The organism is Natronobacterium haloterrestre (genome assembly GCF_900112205.1).
In the GTDB taxonomy this organism is placed as follows: Archaea; Halobacteriota; Halobacteria; order Halobacteriales; family Natrialbaceae; genus Natronobacterium; species Natronobacterium haloterrestre.
This window is the reverse complement of sequence record NZ_FOKW01000006.1, coordinates 284,896-302,882: the sequence shown is the minus strand read 5'-3', so window position 1 is coordinate 302,882 and position 17,987 is coordinate 284,896. Positions and strand designations below refer to the sequence as shown.

14 protein-coding genes and 1 tRNA gene are annotated in these 17,987 nt (G+C 64.6%); 5 read left to right on the top strand and 10 right to left on the bottom strand.

The window, feature by feature from the left end; genetic code table 11:
* Positions 1–319: 319 nt before the first annotated feature.
* The gene (locus BM113_RS13585) at positions 320–952 is read left to right on the top strand and encodes a methyltransferase family protein (RefSeq protein WP_089788605.1); all 633 of its coding nucleotides are present in this window, start codon (positions 320–322) and stop codon (positions 950–952) included.
* A gap of 37 nt (positions 953–989) precedes the next feature.
* On the opposite strand, the gene BM113_RS13580 is transcribed toward BM113_RS13585, so the two are convergent.
* Positions 990–1,247 (bottom strand): pro-sigmaK processing inhibitor BofA family protein, encoded by a 258-nt coding sequence (locus BM113_RS13580; protein ID WP_089788604.1) that lies wholly within the window; start codon positions 1,245–1,247, stop codon positions 990–992.
* Between the two features lie 82 nt (positions 1,248–1,329).
* On the opposite strand from BM113_RS13580, the gene BM113_RS13575 reads away from it, so the two are divergent.
* A tRNA-Pro gene (locus BM113_RS13575) sits at positions 1,330–1,402 on the top strand.
* Between the two features lie 645 nt (positions 1,403–2,047).
* Here the strand turns inward: BM113_RS13575 and BM113_RS13570 are convergent.
* Positions 2,048–2,245 (bottom strand): hypothetical protein, encoded by a 198-nt coding sequence (locus tag BM113_RS13570; RefSeq protein ID WP_089788603.1) that lies wholly within the window; start codon positions 2,243–2,245, stop codon positions 2,048–2,050.
* A gap of 655 nt (positions 2,246–2,900) precedes the next feature.
* Between BM113_RS13570 and BM113_RS13565 the strand changes: the two genes are divergently transcribed.
* The gene (locus BM113_RS13565) at positions 2,901–6,929 is read left to right on the top strand and encodes an LAGLIDADG family homing endonuclease (protein ID WP_089788602.1); all 4,029 of its coding nucleotides are present in this window, start codon (positions 2,901–2,903) and stop codon (positions 6,927–6,929) included.
* 12 nt (positions 6,930–6,941) lie between these two features.
* Here the strand turns inward: BM113_RS13565 and BM113_RS13560 are convergent, their stop codons facing one another.
* On the bottom strand, positions 6,942–7,865 hold the full coding sequence (locus BM113_RS13560; RefSeq protein WP_089788601.1) for a transcription initiation factor IIB: 924 nt from the start codon (positions 7,863–7,865) through the stop codon (positions 6,942–6,944).
* A gap of 289 nt (positions 7,866–8,154) precedes the next feature.
* On the opposite strand from BM113_RS13560, the gene BM113_RS13555 reads away from it, so the two are divergent.
* Positions 8,155–8,928: a YqjF family protein gene (locus BM113_RS13555; RefSeq protein WP_089788600.1), complete on the top strand. Its 774-nt coding sequence runs from the start codon at positions 8,155–8,157 to the stop codon at positions 8,926–8,928.
* Positions 8,929–8,938: 10 nt separating this feature from the next.
* Here BM113_RS13555 and BM113_RS13550 read toward each other — a convergent pair whose 3' ends face one another.
* From BM113_RS13550 to BM113_RS13520, 6 genes are all read right to left on the bottom strand, one after another.
* Positions 8,939–9,934, bottom strand: a complete 996-nt coding sequence (locus tag BM113_RS13550; protein WP_089788599.1) for an ornithine cyclodeaminase family protein — start codon at positions 9,932–9,934, stop codon at positions 8,939–8,941.
* A 275-nt stretch (positions 9,935–10,209) separates the two neighbouring features.
* Positions 10,210–11,871 (bottom strand): thermosome subunit alpha, encoded by a 1,662-nt coding sequence (gene thsA / locus BM113_RS13545; RefSeq protein ID WP_089788598.1) that lies wholly within the window; start codon positions 11,869–11,871, stop codon positions 10,210–10,212.
* A 279-nt stretch (positions 11,872–12,150) separates the two neighbouring features.
* Complete coding sequence (locus BM113_RS13540) at positions 12,151–12,708, bottom strand: KH domain-containing protein (protein ID WP_089788597.1); 558 nt, start codon at positions 12,706–12,708, stop codon at positions 12,151–12,153.
* A 68-nt stretch (positions 12,709–12,776) separates the two neighbouring features.
* Positions 12,777–13,280: a YfcE family phosphodiesterase gene (locus BM113_RS13535; protein ID WP_089788596.1), complete on the bottom strand. Its 504-nt coding sequence runs from the start codon at positions 13,278–13,280 to the stop codon at positions 12,777–12,779.
* A 56-nt stretch (positions 13,281–13,336) separates the two neighbouring features.
* Complete coding sequence (locus BM113_RS13530) at positions 13,337–14,584, bottom strand: tryptophan--tRNA ligase (protein ID WP_089788595.1); 1,248 nt, start codon at positions 14,582–14,584, stop codon at positions 13,337–13,339.
* Positions 14,585–14,888: 304 nt separating this feature from the next.
* Positions 14,889–15,680 (bottom strand): 2-oxo acid dehydrogenase subunit E2, encoded by a 792-nt coding sequence (locus tag BM113_RS13520; protein WP_089788593.1) that lies wholly within the window; start codon positions 15,678–15,680, stop codon positions 14,889–14,891.
* A 205-nt stretch (positions 15,681–15,885) separates the two neighbouring features.
* On the opposite strand from BM113_RS13520, the gene BM113_RS13515 reads away from it, so the two are divergent.
* Positions 15,886–16,410, top strand: coding sequence for an FKBP-type peptidyl-prolyl cis-trans isomerase (locus tag BM113_RS13515; protein ID WP_089788592.1), 525 nt, complete (start codon positions 15,886–15,888; stop codon positions 16,408–16,410).
* Between the two features lie 66 nt (positions 16,411–16,476).
* Here the strand turns inward: BM113_RS13515 and BM113_RS13510 are convergent, their stop codons facing one another.
* The gene (locus tag BM113_RS13510; protein WP_089788591.1) at positions 16,477–17,865 is read right to left on the bottom strand and encodes a sulfite oxidase; all 1,389 of its coding nucleotides are present in this window, start codon (positions 17,863–17,865) and stop codon (positions 16,477–16,479) included.
* Positions 17,866–17,987 lie beyond the last annotated feature (122 nt).

Below are 17,987 nucleotides of genomic sequence, written 5' to 3'. Positions count from 1 at the left end.
CAGTTCCGTGAAATTGTCCTCATGTTCGCCATCATCAACATAGAAAAGCTCTGTGAGCCTCTCTAACTACCATTCAGAAGCTATTCAACAAAGCATCGGATTACGGTCTTTAATCCACGTCGCAACTGTACTCGTTAATACGGTGGGATGCGTCATATAGCTTCCGCGATTCACCCTCGGGGTCAAGTGGTTCGAGACGCTTCGCGTCTCGTCATCACGGAAGACAAGTCTTCCGTACGACCCCGAGGCACTCTCGCTGTATCTCTGTAGAGCTGTCACTGCAATAACATTCATGTAACTGTGTGCCGAACCGCCGGGCGTGACCGCCACCGCGGTTTTCGCCGACCAGGGTGCCCTGGCCTTCCTGGCGGCGATCGGCGTCTGGATCGCGTCGGACCTGAGCATCGGGCTTCGGTACCGGAACCGAACCGAGAAAACGGGCGGCCAGGACCAGGACCGGGATCAGGATCAGGATCAGGATCGCGGCTCACGACACGCGATCGGTGGGGCCGTAAGCGGCGGCGTGATGATCGCTGTCGCGATTCCGTACTTCCTCCCGGGCCGGGCCCCCGCACTGCCCGCGCCTGCCGTCACGTTCTGGCTCGGGATCGGACTGGTCCTGCTCGGCGTCGCCGTACGCCAGTACGCCGTTCGGACACTCGGAGCGTATTTCTCGCTCGAGGTGACCGTCGACCGGACCGATCGCGTCGTCAGCACCGGGCCCTACCGGTGGGTTCGCCATCCCTCGTACACGGGCGGGCTGACGTCGCTGCTCGGTGCCGGCCTCGCCGTCGGGAACGGGGCGAGCCTCGCCGTCCTCCTCGTCGCAGGAGTGCTCGCCTACGGGTATCGGATCCGCGTGGAGGAACGGGCGCTTCGGGATCGACTCGGCGACGACTACACGGAGTACACCGACGAAACGCCGTATCGGCTGGTGCCGTTCCTCTGGTAGCTCGCGGAAAAGGAAATCGCCGATGGCTGTCCCCCGGTCAGGGCACGAACGCGAACCCGAACACCGACAGCAGGATGACGAGCAACGCGCCCGGGAACCCGCCGAGCGCGACGATCACCAGGGCGATCGGCGTGACGGCCACCGAGAGGCCGAAGACCGCCTGCGCGAGAAACAACACGATGAGGCCGACCACCGCGTTGACGATGAAGGGCCGGACGGTCTGGACGATCGTGGAGGCACCGAGGACCGCGGCGAGTACGAGGACCAACAGGAGGATCTCGAGTCCTGTAACCATGGCCGACTCTAGCCCTGCAACGAACAAAACCGTTCGGACCGGAACGAAACCCTTTATGACGTCGACCCGAAAGTGAGAGTACGGGATCGTGGGTTAGCCTGGTATACTTCGGGCCTTGGGTGCCCGTGACCCCGGTTCAAATCCGGGCGATCCCATGTTGCTGCCGCGAGCAAACTCGCGAGCGGCAGCCACTGGAAAAAGCCCGGATTTGAATTAGGTCGAGGTTCTGCGCTCCGCGCAGGTTCTCGGGCGTGGTTCAAATCCGGGCGATCCCATACTGCTGTCGCGAACGAATTCGTGAGCGGCAGCCATTGGAAACCCGGATTCCGGATTCGAGCTAGCCGAGGTTCTGCTCCGCGCAGGTTCTCGGACGTGGTTCAAAGCCGGGCGACACCACTACTTCTGTGCCGAACAGACTCGTGACGCACGGTGGCCGTATCGGTCGAGTTTTGAACCCTGGAAGTCACAGCGCTCGAGCCGTCGCTCCTGGCCTGTGGAGTGACATTCGAGGGCAGAAGTGGGGCCGCGAGTCGGTGTGTCGGCGACCCGCGGCGACACCAATGCAGCGGTTGGTTGGCAAGGTATGGGATCTGATCGGCGGGCGATGCTCCGACTGCACCGGATTGATTCGCTCGTTCGTAATAAGCACGCCGTACTAGGTGTCCATACGACCACCGAAATCCGATAGGATCCGGTACATCGTACAACGAGTATAAGGAATTAGTATGGAATGGGCACCGACGAACCGAACCGATCGATCACCAGCCAGGCCACCGTCGAACGCCCCTCCCGACCGGGGATCAATCGTCGTCCGCGTCTACTGGACCGGTCCCCTCCGACAGTTCCTCGAGCGTCGTGAACTCGGTACCACCACAGGACGCACAGCCGTCTCGAGTACCGATCGGTCGGATTCCGTCGGACCTGGAGAGGGCGGCGTACACTGATCCACAGTCGACACAGGCGGCCACGACTCGCGACTCGGAATCGTCGTCGGACATCGGTTCGACGTCGCCACGGTCGCTACCTAACGGCAGTGAGAGGAAGAACGGAGCAACAGCGGTGTTGTTACAGCAGTAACGACAGTCGGTCGAGACGAGAGTCCCCCTGTACCCCAGCGGGCGACGACTCGAGGGATCGCGAGCGGTGTAGTAGCTGTAAGCCGAACGTTCCGCCCGCGAACGAAATCTGCCGGCGCGTGTCGCCCGCGCGATGGGCAGAAACCGAAACGCGGTCCGAAACGGTGGCTCGTCGACGGGATCGCCACCTCGTGAGCCGGGACGAGGCCGAAGGGGACGAGCCCGAAAGGAACGAGCCCGCGAAGGCAGTACCAAAAGAGATTGGCCGTACATACATAATCCGGACTGTCCAACGAACCGACGTGGCCACGTGAAAGACAGACAGGGAAAGACACGGCGTGTGTCTTCGCCGGAACGAACGTTCGACGTGGCCCGAACGCTTCGTTCGCCTTTCTGCGGCCGTCTCAGGCGTCACCTCCACGTTCGACCGCACACAGCGGCGAAACAACCGGAAACGACGACCGACCGGGAACGGCGACACACGCTCGAGCGACGCGACCACGGTCACCGCCACCGGCGATCAGTTTCGCCCCGCTTTGCCCACATTTATACGCCGTGGCGACCGTAACACAGTGCAATGGCGCAAGCGGGAAATTCCGAACTCGTCGACTCCTTCGAGCAGTTCTTCCGCAACTACTACGACAACGAGATCAAACAGCTTGCGCAGCAGTACCCCAACGAGCAGCGCTCGCTGCACGTCGACTGGCAGGACCTCTACCGGTTCGATCCGGATCTCGCCGACGACTTCATCGCCCAGCCCGAACAGCTCCAGCGCTACGCCGAGGAGGCGCTGCGGCTGTACGACCTCCCGATCGACGTCAGCCTCGGGCGAGCCCACGTCCGGATCCGGAACCTCCCAGACACCGAGTCCCCCGAGATCCGGGAGATCCGCTCGCGGGACATGAACTCGCTGGTCGAGGTCCGGGGCATCGTCCGGAAAGCGACCGACGTCCGTCCCAAGATCGAGGAGGCCGCCTTCGAGTGTCAGCTCTGTGGGACGCTGACGCGCGTTCCACAGTCAAGCGGCGATTTCCAGGAACCCCACGAGTGCCAGGGGTGTGAACGCCAGGGGCCGTTCCAGGTCAACTTCGACCAGTCGGAGTTCGTCGACTCACAGAAGCTCCGGATCCAGGAGAGCCCCGAGGGCCTGCGCGGCGGCGAGACCCCGCAGTCGCTCGACGTCCACGTCGAGGACGACATCACCGGCGAGGTCACCCCCGGCGACCACGTCTCCGCGACTGGCGTCCTCCGCCTCGAGCAGCAGGGCGACGGCCAGGACAAGTCCCCCGTCTTCGATTTCTACATGGAGGGGATGTCGGTCGAGATCGAGGAGGAACAGTTCGAGGACATGAACATCACCGACGAGGACAAAAAGCGGATCTACGAGATCTCCAACCAGGAGGACGTCTACGAGCGGATGATCGGCTCGATCGCCCCCTCGATCTACGGCTACGAGCAGGAAAAGCTCGCCATGATCCTCCAGTTGTTCTCGGGGGTCACGAAGCAGTTGCCCGACGGCTCCCGGATTCGTGGCGACCTGCACATGCTTCTGATCGGGGATCCGGGTACCGGAAAGAGTCAGATGCTAGGATATATACAAAATATTGCACCTCGGTCCGTCTACACCTCCGGTAAGGGGTCGTCCTCGGCCGGTCTTACGGCTGCGGCCGTACGGGACGACTTCGGCGACGGCCAGCAGTGGACCCTCGAGGCAGGGGCTTTGGTTCTCGCGGACCAGGGTATCGCGGCGGTCGACGAACTCGACAAGATGCGATGTGTCACGGGAGATACATTGGTTCATACCGGTAACGAAATCAGACCGATTCGTGACCTCGCCTACGACGCAATACGAGACGGTGCAGTCGAGGAGCTCGAGAACGGACGAACGATTCGGGACGTCGATATGGACGTCTGGACGATGGCCGAAGACGGGGCCATCGTCAGGCGCGACGTCCAGGCGATTCACGAGTACGATGCACCCGACGAACTCCTCGAAGTCACGCTAGAGAGCGGAGAACGGGTAACGACGACGGCCGACCACCCGTTCTTCGTCTTGGAGAACGGAAATCGAGACGAACGCCAAGCACAGGAACTGAACCGAGGGGACTGGGTATTCGTTCCCAAGAATATCCCGTCGGAAGTGACGGATGGTGGCGTCAGCGTACTACCTTCGAACGGTACAGAAACGGGACCACGACAGTTGACCCCTTCACACGGCGCGATTCTGGGATACATCGCCGGCGACGGAAATATCTTCTACGAACGCGACGAGGGGTGCTACGGCTTCCGCTTTACGAACAAGGAAGAAGAACTGTTGACCGACTTCGAAGAGGCGTGTGTCGACGCGTTCGAGACACGACCGGTTCGCCATCCAAGCGAACAACGAGACGACGGCGTTGGGACGGTCCGTGTACACGGGAAAGAGTACGTGGACGAACTCCTCGAGTCGGGGGCAAACCTCGAGAACTACGACGGAAAACGGCTTCCGGAGGAAGTGACCGACGCATCCCGAGAAACGAAGGCGGCATTCGTTCGTGCCCTTGCGGATTCGGAAGGGACTGTCGGCGAGCGCGCGGTCAAAATCTCCTCCTCGAGTTACGAACTGCTGCTCGGAACGAAAATGCTGCTACTCGAGTTCGGTATCTCGAGTCAGATACAGACCCGAACGAGGGACGGAAACCGCGACCTGTTCGTGCTCGCGATCACGTCCGACGAATCACTCGCCGCGTTCGAGCGCCACATCGGATTTACTCTCGACCGGAAGCAGCGTTCGTTAGAACGCGCCTGTGAACGGACGACGGGAACGAGATCCATCATAGATGTACTGCCTGACTGTGGTGAATTGTTCGAACAGACCCGTGGTGCGCTCCGCCTACACCAATCCGAGTGCGGTCTCGAGAACGATGCAACGTACTGCAACTTCGAAAACGGGGACGCAAACGCGTCACTTCGGCTTTCCAGAACGATCCTCGAAACGTTCGAAGATCGGAAACGGAAGGCAGGAGAACATCACGACGAGCTTGCGACGGAGACGTCCTGGGGCCGGCTCTCCGAACTGCGCGAGCGATACCACATCTCGCAACGGGAACTGGCCGCGGAGATGGAGATTTCCCAGCAGCAACTCTCGGCTCGCTGGGGAGGCGATGCCGACCTTCGAGAACGGATTCGCAACCGACTTCGGGAACTCCTCGAGACGCCGGCATCGGTCGATCTCGGCCCACTTCGAGAGCTAATCGAGAGCGACGTGAAGTGGCGTCGGGTGGAAACCGTCCGCCGAATCGACTCGCGAGATTACACCGACACCAGAGTTCGGGTTCTCGAACAGCGTCTCGCCGATGAAATCGGTACGGGAACCGTCGATTCGGTTCGAGAACGGGCACGTTCCCTGCTCGACGACGACGAACCGCCCGAAACGTGGGACGAACTCCGGGAACGGCTCGAGGCGTACGGGATCTCGTTCAAGCAGGTTGCTTCGGAGATGGACGTCGCAGGATCGACCGTCTCGCGCTGGTTCTCCGGAACCGTCGACGGCGAAAACTTCGATACCGTTCGATCCGTCTGCGAGGAACTGCTCGACGAGAAACGACGTCGGATCTCCAACCTTCTCGAGGAGATCGAACGGCGGGATCGGCCTCGAGTGTACGACCTGACAGTCGAGGGAACACACAACTTCATCGCCAACGGCATGGTCGTCCACAACTCGGAGGACCGCAGCGCGATGCACGAAGCCCTCGAGCAGCAGAAGATCTCGGTCTCAAAAGCAGGGATCAACGCTACCCTCAAGTCCCGGTGCTCCCTTCTCGGCGCGGCAAACCCCAAGTACGGCCGCTTCGACCAGTACGAACCCATCAGCGAACAGATCGACCTCGAACCGGCGCTCGTCTCGCGGTTCGACCTGATCTTCACGGTCACGGACCAGCCCGACGAGGAGAAAGACCGCAACCTGGCGGAACACATCCTCACCACCAACTACGCGGGCGAGTTGACCACCCAGCGCGAGCAGATGACCAACCTGGACGTCGATCAGGGCGAGATCGAGGAGATGACCGACCAGGTCGACCCCGAGATCGAGTCCGAACTCCTCCGGAAGTACATCGCCTACGCGAAACAGAACTGCCACCCGCGGATGACCGAGGCGGCCCGCGAGGCGATCCGGGATTTCTACGTCGACCTGCGCTCGAAGGGGACCGACGAGGACGCGGCGGTGCCCGTGACGGCACGGAAACTCGAGGCCCTGGTCCGGCTCTCGGAGGCAAGCGCCCGCGTGCGGCTCTCGGATACCGTCGAGCGGTCCGACGCCGAGCGGGTGATCGACATCGTCCACTCGTGTCTCCAGGACATCGGCGTCGACCCCGAGACCGGCGAGTTCGACGCGGACATCGTCGAGGCCGGCACCTCGAAGTCCCAGCGCGACCGGATCAAGAACATCAAACAGCTCATCGGCGACATCGAGGAGGAATACGACGAGGGCGCGCCGGTCGACATCGTCTTAGAGCGGGCCGAGGAGATCGGCATGGACCAGTCCAAGGCCGAACACGAGATCGACAAGCTCAAACAGAAAGGCGAGGTCTACGAGCCGAGTACGGACAACCTGCGAACGACGTAACCCACCTCTTTCTCAGTCTGCCGGGAGTTCCCCGAGGCCGAGCTCCCGCAACACTTCTACCGTCGACCGGATCGTCACGGGTGCGACGTCGCCGGCGTCGGCGGCGTCGGCCTGGGTCACGGAGGGCCACTCCTCGCGGTCGCCGGCCGCTTTGTAGAGACAGGCCGCGGCGACGCCGCTCGGGTTGCGCCCGCCCACCCGCCCCGCCTCGAGCATGGCCGTCGCGTACTCGCGGGCGCGTTTCTCGACGTCGGTGTCGAGATCGAGTTTCGTCGCGTATCGCGGGAGGTACTCGGTGGGGTCGATTGGCCCCGTCGGTAGCCCCAGTTCGCGGTTCAACGCGTCGTAGGCCGCCCGGAGTTCGCTCCCGTCCGCGCGGGCGACGTCGACGATCTCGTCGACCGTTCTGGCGATCGATCGCGTTCGACACGTCGCGTAGATCGTCGCTGCAGCGAACCCCTCGAGAGACCGGCCCTGGAAGAGGTCGGCCGACTGGGCGGATTCGAACAGCGCACACGCCTGTTCGCGGATGCAGTCCGGAAGGGAGAGGAGGGCGTTGACCCGCCGAATCTCTGCGAACCCATACACCTGGTTGCGCTCGGCTTTCGAGGAGATGCGCGCCCGGTTGTGCTCCCGCCGCAAGCGGGCGATCTGTCTGCGCTTTCGGCCGGTGAGGCGGGCGTTGTAACTCGAGTTTGCGTTCGAACCGTAGCCGATCTCGGTCGAGAGACCGCGGTCGTGTCGGGACCGGGTCAGCGGCGCGCCGGTTCGTCGTCGGTCGATCTCCTCGTCGTCGAACGATCGCCACTCGGGACCGTGATCGATCGCGTCTTCGTCGACGACGAGACCGCACTGCTCGCAGACGATCTCGGTGTCGCGGGTCCGTAGTACACCGTTGCACTCTGGGCACGTTGGAGTCGAATCGGGGTCAGCCATTGGAAATCCCCAGTATCGTTCAAACGTGGTTCCGTCGTCCTATTTAATCTAATGGATTGAAATACATTAAAGAGAAAAAAGAAGAAATTATTTGTGCGAGGTAGACCGGGTCCGATGGCGACGGCTCGAGTAGCCACTGAAAGTCACTGCACACTCGATCGTACGACTGCTGTGCGATCGGTGTAGGAATCGTTTCAGTTGCGACGGTAGGACAATGACCATCGGAGCTGATACGCCACACGGTATTTTATGCGCGTTCCCGTGGTAGCCCGGGGGACGTGTCCCCCAGATGAACGACAGCGAGCCAGACGTTCCGGACGAACAGGGGAGCGCGAGCGGAAGTCGGTCGACGCCGCGAGCGCCCCACGTCGCAGCGATGACCTGGCGGGACGGGCTGTTCGCCCACTGGCCCGTCGATCCCGGCGACCTGCGCCCACACGTGCCGGATCAGGTGACCCTCGAGACCAGGGACGGACGGGCCTGGGTGAGCGTGTTGCCGTTCGTGCTCGCCGACGTCGGGTTCCGCGGATCGCCGTCGATCGTGCGGACCGCCTTCCCGGAACTCAACGTTCGGACCTACGTCCGGTACGGCGGCGACTCCGGCCTGTTCTTCTTCAGCATCGACGTGGGCGATTCGGTGATAGCGTCGCTGGTCCGACGGACGACGCGGTTACCGGTCAGGTACGCCCGGATGCGGGTCGGGGGCGACGGGAACGAGGTAGCGTTCTCGAGTCGGCGCTCGCGGTATCGGACCGCGTCGGGCGCGGGCGAGGCCCGGTTCGACGCGACCTACGGACCGACCGGGGAGACGTTCAGGGCCGACCACGGGACTCTCGAGTACTGGCTCACCGAGCGCCGGCGGTTCTACGCACCGGAACGGCGGGGCGTCCTGACGGGCGAGATCGCCCACGATCGGTGGCCGTTGCGGCCGGCGGAGGTGACGATCCACGAGAACACGCTGTTCGAGGCGAACGGGTTACCGGAGCCCGAGGGGGAACCGGTCTGTTACTTCTGTGGCGAACTCGAGATGACGGGGTCGGTTCCGAGACGGGTGCAGAGGTGACCGTTCAGGTTCAGACGTCGTCGGTATCGATCAGGCCGAACGACGTCCCGTTGTCGTTCTCGAGCGCCTGCTCGTAGACGACGTGGGCGGCGGCGACGTCCTGGATGGCGAGACCGGTGGAGTCGAAGACGGTGACGCCGGTGTCGTCGCCGCGGGCCTCCTTCGCGCCGACGACGAGTTCGCCGATCTCGGCGTAGATGTCCTCGTCGCCGAGGACGCCCTCGTGGTACGGGACGTTGATCTCGCCGGAGTGGGTACACTGCTCGTGGTCGTCGATGACGATGCGGGCGGCGAGCAGCAGGTCGTCGGCGAGTTCGTGTTTGCCCTCGGCGTCGGCACCCATCGCGTTGATGTGGGTGTGTTCCGCGACGTCGTCGGGGCCGACGATGGGGTCCTCGACCGGCGTCACCGTCGAGAGGACGTCGCAGTGGCCGGCCTCTGAAATCGACCCGGCGCGGACGTCGAAGCGGTCGTCGAAGGTGTCGATGAAGGCCCGGGTACGCTCCTCGTCCTTGTCGGCGACGACGACTTCCTCGATCGGGCGAATCTCGCTGATCGCCTCGAGTTGGGTGTAAGACTGGACGCCGGCCCCGACGACGCCCATGGAGGTGGCGTCCTCGACGGCGAGGTAGTCCGTGGCGACGGCAGCGGCGGCGCCGGTGCGTTTCATCGTCAGCGCCGTGCCGTCGATGATCGCGAGGGGGACGGCCGTTTCGGGATCGGAGTAGATCATCGTCCCGAGAACGGTCGGCAGATCGTGCTTTTCGGGGTTGTCCGGGTGGACGTTGACCCACTTCAGGCCTGCGGCGTCCCACTCGCCCGTATCGAGGTACGCGGGCATCGAGCGGAAGTCCCCGTTGTACTGGGGCAGATCGATGTAGGACTTGGCCGGCATCTGGGAGTCGCCGCGCTCGAACGCGCCGAAGGCCTCCTCCACCGCGTCGATTACGGCGGCCATTCGGGCATTCTCGTCGACGTCGTCGCTGTCCAGAAGGAGCGTGTTCATATCGGCGAGTATTGCGGGCGGGTACTTAAGTCGTACTGACCGTCGTCGAGGCGGACCTGTGACGGTGCCGATATCGCGGCCGGGAGGAATCGGGATTCGGGAGTCGACCGTCGAACCGAGAAGGCGTGCCGGCGCTGGGGCCGACGCCGTCCACGGAAAGGGGCCGTCGCAATCGATCGTCGGAGTCGACGCGAACGGTGCGTCGGTAGTCGAACGGGAAAGGGGATTCGGAGAGACGAAAGCAGTAGGGTAGTGGTACGGCGTAGCCGGACGGCTTACATCATGCCGCCCATGCCGCCGCCCATACCGCCCATGCCGCCCATGCCGCCGCCGGGGCCGCCGGGCATCTCCTCGTCGTCATCGTCGTCCTCGACGGCGAGGTCGCCGGCGGCGATGACGTCGTCGATGCGCAGCAGCATGACGGCGGCTTCGGTGGCGGACTCGATGGCCTGGGTCTTCACGCGCAGGGGCTCGTAGACGCCTTCCTCGGCCATGTCGATCGTGTCGCCGGTGTAGGCGTCCAGGCCGGCGGACTCGTTGCCGCCGTCGTGGTCGGCGCGAAGCTCGACCAGCGAGTCGATGGGGTCCAGCCCGGCGTTCTCGGCCAGCGTACGCGGGATGACCTCGAGCGCGTCCGCGAAGGCTTCGACGGCCAGCTGTTCGCGGCCGCCGACGGAGTCGGCGTAGTCACGCAGGGAAAGCGAGAGGTCGACCTCGGGGGCGCCGCCGCCCGCGAGGACCTTGCCGTCCTCGAGGGTCGTGCGGACGACGCCCAGCGAGTCCTCGATGGCGCGGTCGACCTCGTCGATGACGTGCTCGGTGCCGCCGCGCAGGATCAGGGTGACGGCCTTGGCGTCCTCGACGTCCTCGACGAAGATGCGCTGGTCGCCGGCGATCTCCTTCTGGGCGACGCTGCCCGCGAAGCCGAGGTCCTCCTCGGTGAGGTCAGCGGCGGTGGAGACGGGCGTCGCGCCGGTCGAGCGGGCCAGCTGGCTCTGGTCGCTGGACTTGACGCGACGGACCGCGATGATGCCCTCCTGGGCGAGGTAGTGCTGAGCCATGTCGTCGATGCCGCCGTCGACGAAGACGACGTCCGCGCCGGCGTCGGCGATGTCCTCGACCATCTCCTGGAGCTGCTGTTCCTCCTGTTCGAGGAACTGCTCGAGCTGGTCGGGGTCGGTGACGTTGACCTCGGCGTCGATCTCGGTCTCCTTGACCTCGAGGTCGCCGTCGATGATCGCCACGTTGGCGTCCTCGACGAAGTACGGCATGTTCTCGGAGACGCGCTCCTTGTCGACGATGACGCCCTCGACGAGTTCGGACTCGTCGATGGAGCCGCCGACGACCTTCTCGACGCTGATGTTGTCGGTGTCGACCTCACCGTCGTCGGCGACGGTGCTGACGGCCTCGACGACGAGGTTCGAGAGGAGGTCGCGAGCGCTCTCGGCGCCCTTGCCCGTCATCGCCGTGGCGGCGATCTGCTCGAGGATCTCCTCGTCGTCCTCGTCGACGTCGACCGCGATCTCTTCGAGGGCCTCGGTGGCCTCCTCGGCGGCCTGGCGGTACCCCTGGGCGAGGGTAGTCGCGTGGATGTCCTGCTCTAAGAGCTCCTCGGCCTGGCTGAGGAGTTCGCCCGCGATGACGACGGCGCTCGTGGTTCCGTCGCCGACCTCGTCTTCCTGGGTCTCGGCGACTTCGACGATCATGTCGGCCGCCGGGTGGTCGATGTCCATCTCCGAGAGGAGCGTGACGCCGTCGTTCGTGACGACGACGTTGCCCGTCGAGTCGACGAGCATCTTGTCCATCCCCTTCGGACCGAGCGTGGTCCGTACGGATTCGGCCACGGCTTTCCCGGCCTGAATGTTCATCGATTGCGCGTCCTTGCCGGAAGTCCGCTGGCTGTCCTCCGAGAGAACGATAAGGGGCTGGTTGCCCATCTGCTGTTGTGCCATAGTCGTCCGAAGGATTGATTGCTATTCTATATAAGCCTTTTGGAGATGCGAACGCCAAACCGCCGGACGGGGGCGGGAAAGTGTGTGACCGAGAAACATGCCAGGTCGTTTATTTCCGACCCGAAGCCTCGAATCACCGTCGAATCGCGGTCGGGTCACTCGAGGGGGAGCAACGGTCGCTCGGTCAGGAAAGAACGAAACGGCAAAGGAACGGACGGGACCGGATCGGCGCCGTCGCGGCTCGAGTCGGCGTCGGCCGCGTCGTCAGGACTGACCGCCGGGGAACCGGTGGTACTCCATCCCCTGGTGTTTCATCTCGTTGTGTCGCTCCTCGAGGAACGAGTAGACCGCGCCGTGAGGAGCGCCGTCGAGGAGCATCTCGGCGGCCGTTCGGACGGCGTCGACCTCCTCGGGCGCGCCGATGATGCCGAGCGTCGAGCCGTAGATGACGACCGACGCGCCGGTGAGTTCCTCCATCAGTTCGCGGGTGCGGCCACCTTCGCCGATGAGCCGGCCTTTGTGTCGCTGGAGGTCGTTTTTGTTGCGAGCGGCCGCGTCGATGTCGACGACGTCGAACATCATCATCTCGTCCTCGAGCAGGCGTAGCGCCTCCTCGGGGGCGAAGCCGCGACCGATCGCACGGACGATCTCGGGGCCTTTGAGGCCGAGAACCGGGTCGCCGACGGTTTCGACGGCGACGGAGCCGTTCTCCGAGTCGATGTCGAGACGAACTTCGGCCTCGGACTCGATTTCCCGCATCGTCTCGCCGCCTTCGCCGATGAGAACGCCGATTCGGTCCTGCGGAATCTTCACGTGCTGCATATATCCTCCGTAGTGGCTCGGCGAGGTTAAGCGCTTGGTCCCGCCCCCGGGCGTTCGAAACCGGGTGACTACTCGAGCACCGACCGGAACCGGATCGACTCCGAGAGGGTGTCGAGGATCGCGACGGTTCGATCGTCGTCCGCCGTCGTCGGGAAGTGTGCGCCGGGGTTGGCGACCGTCGTGCGGCCGTCCTCCCGCAGTTCGGCCACGTGGTGGTGGCCGTAGCAGACGACGTCGTACTCCTCCGCGGCGGCGACGGCCTCGACCTCGGCCATCGATTCGCCGTGCAGTGCCGCGATCGAGAGCCCGTCGAACTCGAGGTCGGCGAACCGGCCGTGGAGTTCGCTCTCGCCGCCTAGCGAGTCGAACGCGGCCCCCAGATTGCGCGCGTCGCCGTCGTTGTTCCCGAGGACGCCGTGGAGTTCGAACTCCTCGAAGTACGGCGGGATCAGCGGTGCGACGAAGTCCCCGCAGTGGACGACGATTTCGACGCCCTCCTCGGCGAAGATCTCGGTCGCTCGTTCGGTCGCCGCGACGTTGTCGTGTGTATCGGACACGATACCGATGTTCATACGCAAAGAGGTGCCGGCGAGCCACTAAGACGTTCGGGGCGCCGCCGTCGAACCAGCTACCCCTCGAGTACCGACGGGACGCCGGCGCGCTCGAGCGCCCGTCGCCGTTCGGCGTCGGTCAGCCGGTACGGCTCGAGTTCGGTCGCCAGTTCACCCAACTCCTCTCGGCGGCGCTGGTGGGCCGCGAGGAAGTCGGTGATCCGGTCGATCGCGATCTCCTTGAGTTCGCCGCTGAGCAGGTCGCCCGCACGATACCGCTCGGCGATCCGCTCGAGGTCGTCGTCGTCCGGTTCGAAGCAGTACCGGAGGTACTGGAAGGGGACGTCGACCGACGGGTCGCCGCCCTTCTCGCGGTGTTCCTCGAGGGTCGCCCGGCCGCCGGTGTAGGCGTGGTCCCGGATCGTCGCGGCGACGGTCTCGGGGTCGTCGGCGAGGCCGATCGACGGCGCGTTCCCGGAGGTACTCATCTTGCCCGGCCCCTCGAGGCTCGGGAGGAAGCGGCCGAGCAGCGCCCCGGGCTTCTCGACGGGCAGCGACTCCCTGGCTGCGACGTCGCGACAGACCCGGACGTGGGGGTCCTGGTCGATGGCGACGGGGACGAGCGTCGGCTGGCGGCCCGCGACGAGTTGCGGCAGGAGCAGATGGGCCGCCTGCACTGCGGGGTAGAACTGCAGTCCGACCGTCCCCTGCTGGCCGTAGACCGCATCGACGGTGGCCGGCGTGAGGTAGTCGGCGAGACGGACTGCGAGCGGGTAGATCAAGTCGGCGTCGACGGTGTCGACGACGATCCGCGTCCGCTCGGGATCGAAGCCGACGGCGAGGATGTCACGGAGGTTGTCGCGCGTGTGCTCGCCGATCGACTCTAACGACCCCTCCTTCGCGAGGAACTTCTCGTCGTCCGAGAGCGGAACGTAGACCGTCGCGCCCGTCTCCCGCTGGAGGTGTTTCGCGAGGTACAGCGGCAGGACGTGCCCGAGATGCATCGATCCCGACGGACCACGGCCGGTGACGATCGCGTGTGGGTCGCCGGATTCGGCGGCCTCGAGGTAGCGGTCGACGTCCCGGCCGGCGTAGAAGAACCCGCGGCGGATCGCGGGGCGGTCGGGGAACCGATCGACCTGATCCGTGGTCAGCGGTTCGGCCCCGAAGCGCTCGAGGAGTTTTTCGTAGTCGATCGACCCCTCGACGGCGTAGGGCGTGACGGTGAACGCCTGCTCGTCGGCAGGGGCCGGGGTCGGGTCGGTCGGCTGTTCGCGGGCGGTACGATCGGGTTCGGAGTCGTCGTGGTCGGTATCGTCGGACATTCGTCTGAAGCGTCGGTCGATAGTCTGGGGGCGATCCGGAGCCGGGAGAACACGGAGGGAGCGCCCGCCCGACGGCCGACGGGTTAGGCCGCGTCGTCCGCCGCGACGACACTGTCCGCTCTCGAGGGGTGCGGGCGCCACCAGTGCTCGAGAGCGGACGTCACGGGTTCCCGTTCGTTCCTCGGTCCGTTGAAACTTTCGCCGGGCGGCGCGTCGTCGGACGGGCGGTTCGGTGGGCAGTTGACCGGACGGATCGCCGTCGTACGCTTCACGAGGGCGAAGGGGTCGTCCCGTTAGACGGCGATCAGAGGTCGTCCGGTTCGGGTATTCCGTGTGCGTCTTCGATGAGTTCCCGCAGCCGTTGCGTGAACCTCGTCGCAACCGCACCGTCGACGACGTCGTGATCGAACGTCACTGTGAGATTCAGGATCTCCCGCGGCGAAACCTCTCCGTCGATGTACCGGGGCTTCGTGTCGATCCCGCCGACGGTCAACTGGACGGTGTAGTTCGTCGGCGTGACCGCCCAGCCGCTTCCCCCGCCGAACATGCCGATGGACGTCACGGCGACGGTGCCCGCCATCCCCTTCCAGCGGTTCGGGAACCACTGCGGGAGACGCCAGACCTGTCGTCGAACGATTCCGGGGAGTCGGAGCGCGAGCCGACCCCACCGCGGGAGTTCCGTCGGATCCGAGGATTCCTGGGCGGTTCGGATGTCGTCGTGAATCGATCGCAACGATCGTCGGTTCGTCGCTCTCACGACGTGGGGGACGCCTAACTGCTCGCCGTGGATCGTCGTCTCGACGAGGACGTTCACGTCTACGTCGTCGAAAACGTGAACCCGCCCTCGCCAGTCCCGATAGGCGTTGATCTCGGGATGATCTTCGATGGCGCGTCCCAGACAGAACACGACGAATCCGGTGAACGAGATCCCCTCGTCGGTTTGCTCCGCTACGGCCCGGATAGCTTCTCTGGCCCGGGTGACGTCTACTTCGACGAGACCATGCACGTTGCTCCGGGAACCCGCTATTCGCATGTAGTCGACCGTCCCGCGCCGACGCGTGGAAGACGGGCCGACTCGATCGCCCTCGTTGTGCATACCCATCGTTCGTCCCGACAACCCATACCACTTGACGCCGCAGGCTATATCGGCGCTGGCAGCAGTTTCCCGGGGTCGAATGCTGACGACTATCTCCAGTCGAAGGTTTCAGCTCGAGCACCGGTTCGAATCCCTGTCAGTCCGCCCGCCTGGAAAAATGATTGATCTACCGCTCGAGCGAAGACGGACGTGTCCGACACCAACCATGGTCGAACCCGGACGGATCGCCGTCGTACACTTCACGGGACGGATCGCCGAGGGAGACGACGAGGGGGAGGTCTTCGACACCACGAACGTCGACGTCGCCCTCGAGGAGGGCATCTACCACGACCACCGCGACTACAAGCCGCTCGAGTTCAGAGTCGGGGAAGGCAAGGTACTCGAGGGGATCGACCGCGTGGTCCAGGACCTGTCGGTCGGCGACCGGACCACGGTCGAACTCGAACCCGAGGAGGCGTTCGGCCCCCGACGGGAGGACGAGATCCTCGAGGTGCCGCTGGATCACCTCGAGCGGGACGAGGGAGCGAACGGTGAGGGGGACGGGGACGGTGACGAGACGATCGAACCCGGGACCCTCGTCGGCAGCGAAACCGGCGACACCGGGTGGGTCGTCTCGGTCGACGGGGAGACGGCGACGGTCGATTTCAACCACGAGCTCGCGGGGACACGGATCGAGTGCGAGATCCACGTGCTGGACGCTCGCGGGTCGCCGGGCGAAGGGACTGCGTGAGGCGGCCATCGGCGCGGAACGTGGCTGACCCGCTTCCGGGGGACGGCCCGACCGCGCGGTCGCCGCTTACTGGATCGTCACGTCGACTCCGTGCGGTTCGTAGGCGTTACACAGGTAGCCGCCCGCTTCCCACGGGAACTGGTCGTCCTGGATCGTCCGGAGTCCGTCATCGGGGTCCGAGATTTCTCGCGGCTGGGTGCGCCCGCGCTCGTCCGTCGCCCGCGAGACGACGAAGTACTCGCCCGGTTCGGCATCCCAGAGGTAGCGGAACTGTCGCCAGCCGAACGGGCCGAGGTCGGGGCCGAAGAACTCGGCTTCCTCCCAGTTGTCGCCGCCGTCAGTCGACACCTCGACCGCCTCGACCTGATCGTCGCCGGCCCACGCGACCCCGATCACTTCGACGTTGCCGTCGGACGACCGGGGCGTCACCGTCGCCTCCTGTCCGGGATAGCCGATGATCGACTTGACCGCCTGGTCGTAGATGTAGGGTTGCCAGTCGATCTCGCCCGCAGCCTCGGCGTCCATCGCCTCGAGGGTGTCGAAGATGTCGATCCGTTCGTTCTCCTCGGGCTCTTGCCCCTCGGCGAGGATGCGGTAGGAACTGTGTTGCCAGCGGGTGTATCGCTCCCACTCCTCGCCGATCATCATGCCGTCCATGACCTCCATCTCGGCGACCCACTTGACGTTGTTGTTGCCCATCCAGCCCGGCACGAGCATCCGCACCGGGAACCCGTGTTCGGCGCTCAGCGGCTGGCCGTTCATCTCGTAGGCCAGCAGGCAGTCCTCGACGACCTTCTGCATCGGAATCGACCGCGCGAACACGTCGGACTCCTCGTCCGGGACGTCCCCGCCAGCGACCATCAGCCACTTGCCGTCGCTCGTGTCCGCCCCGTAGGCCTCGAGGATTTCGGACATCGGCGTCCCGGTCCAGATCGTGTTCCCGACCGCGCCGAACGTCCACGGGTTGCCCGCGACTTCGGGTTCGAAGAACGAGCGGCCGTTGCCCGAACACTGCATCGTGTGGGCGACCGACTCCGTCGAGAAGTCGCGTCTGATCTCGTCCATCGTCAGCGACGTCGACCCCTCCTCGAGTCGGAGTTCGATCTCCCACTCGTCCTCGTCGATCTCCGGCGAGAGGTAGTGATTGCGGATGTAGTGTTCCTCCCGCGGCGTGATGTAGCTCGTGTACGTGTCACGGACCGCCGCCTCCGCGTTCTCCGGGTCCGGCGAATAGATCCGCAGCCCCGGATACCTCGACTCGAGGAACTCCGTACTGCCGCGCTCGGGTTCCGAATCGTCCTCTTCCATCTCCTGTGCGCCGACTCCCTGTCCGGTGATGCTCAGCCCGGCGAGCATGCCGGTCGCCGCCATGAACTTCCGCCGGTCGAGGAACTGCCGACGCTTCGTTTTCCCGCCCTCTCGCTCGTCGTTCGCGTATGTGGTCTCCCCCTGCATGGCACGGCAATGCACGGATCGGACCATAATAAAAATTCATTAAGGTATTGCTGTACGTCACGAAACGACCAACGGAGCGAACGGTCGATAATAAAACTGTCAGCGGAGATGGAACGGGTGAC

Coding starts and splice junctions, on each gene's coding strand:
- BM113_RS13580 (WP_089788604.1), bottom strand. CDS start 1,247: ATGGTTACAGGACTCGAGATCCTCCTGTTGGTCCTCGTACTCGCCGCG.
- BM113_RS13570 (WP_089788603.1), bottom strand. CDS start 2,245: ATGTCCGACGACGATTCCGAGTCGCGAGTCGTGGCCGCCTGTGTCGAC.
- BM113_RS13565 (WP_089788602.1), top strand. CDS start 2,901: ATGGCGCAAGCGGGAAATTCCGAACTCGTCGACTCCTTCGAGCAGTTC.
- BM113_RS13560 (WP_089788601.1), bottom strand. CDS start 7,865: ATGGCTGACCCCGATTCGACTCCAACGTGCCCAGAGTGCAACGGTGTA.
- BM113_RS13555 (WP_089788600.1), top strand. CDS start 8,155: ATGAACGACAGCGAGCCAGACGTTCCGGACGAACAGGGGAGCGCGAGC.
- BM113_RS13550 (WP_089788599.1), bottom strand. CDS start 9,934: ATGAACACGCTCCTTCTGGACAGCGACGACGTCGACGAGAATGCCCGA.
- thsA (WP_089788598.1), bottom strand. CDS start 11,871: ATGGGCAACCAGCCCCTTATCGTTCTCTCGGAGGACAGCCAGCGGACT.
- BM113_RS13540 (WP_089788597.1), bottom strand. CDS start 12,708: ATGCAGCACGTGAAGATTCCGCAGGACCGAATCGGCGTTCTCATCGGC.
- BM113_RS13535 (WP_089788596.1), bottom strand. CDS start 13,280: ATGAACATCGGTATCGTGTCCGATACACACGACAACGTCGCGGCGACC.
- BM113_RS13530 (WP_089788595.1), bottom strand. CDS start 14,584: ATGTCCGACGATACCGACCACGACGACTCCGAACCCGATCGTACCGCC.
- BM113_RS13520 (WP_089788593.1), bottom strand. CDS start 15,680: ATGCACAACGAGGGCGATCGAGTCGGCCCGTCTTCCACGCGTCGGCGC.
- BM113_RS13515 (WP_089788592.1), top strand. CDS start 15,886: ATGGTCGAACCCGGACGGATCGCCGTCGTACACTTCACGGGACGGATC.
- BM113_RS13510 (WP_089788591.1), bottom strand. CDS start 17,865: ATGCAGGGGGAGACCACATACGCGAACGACGAGCGAGAGGGCGGGAAA.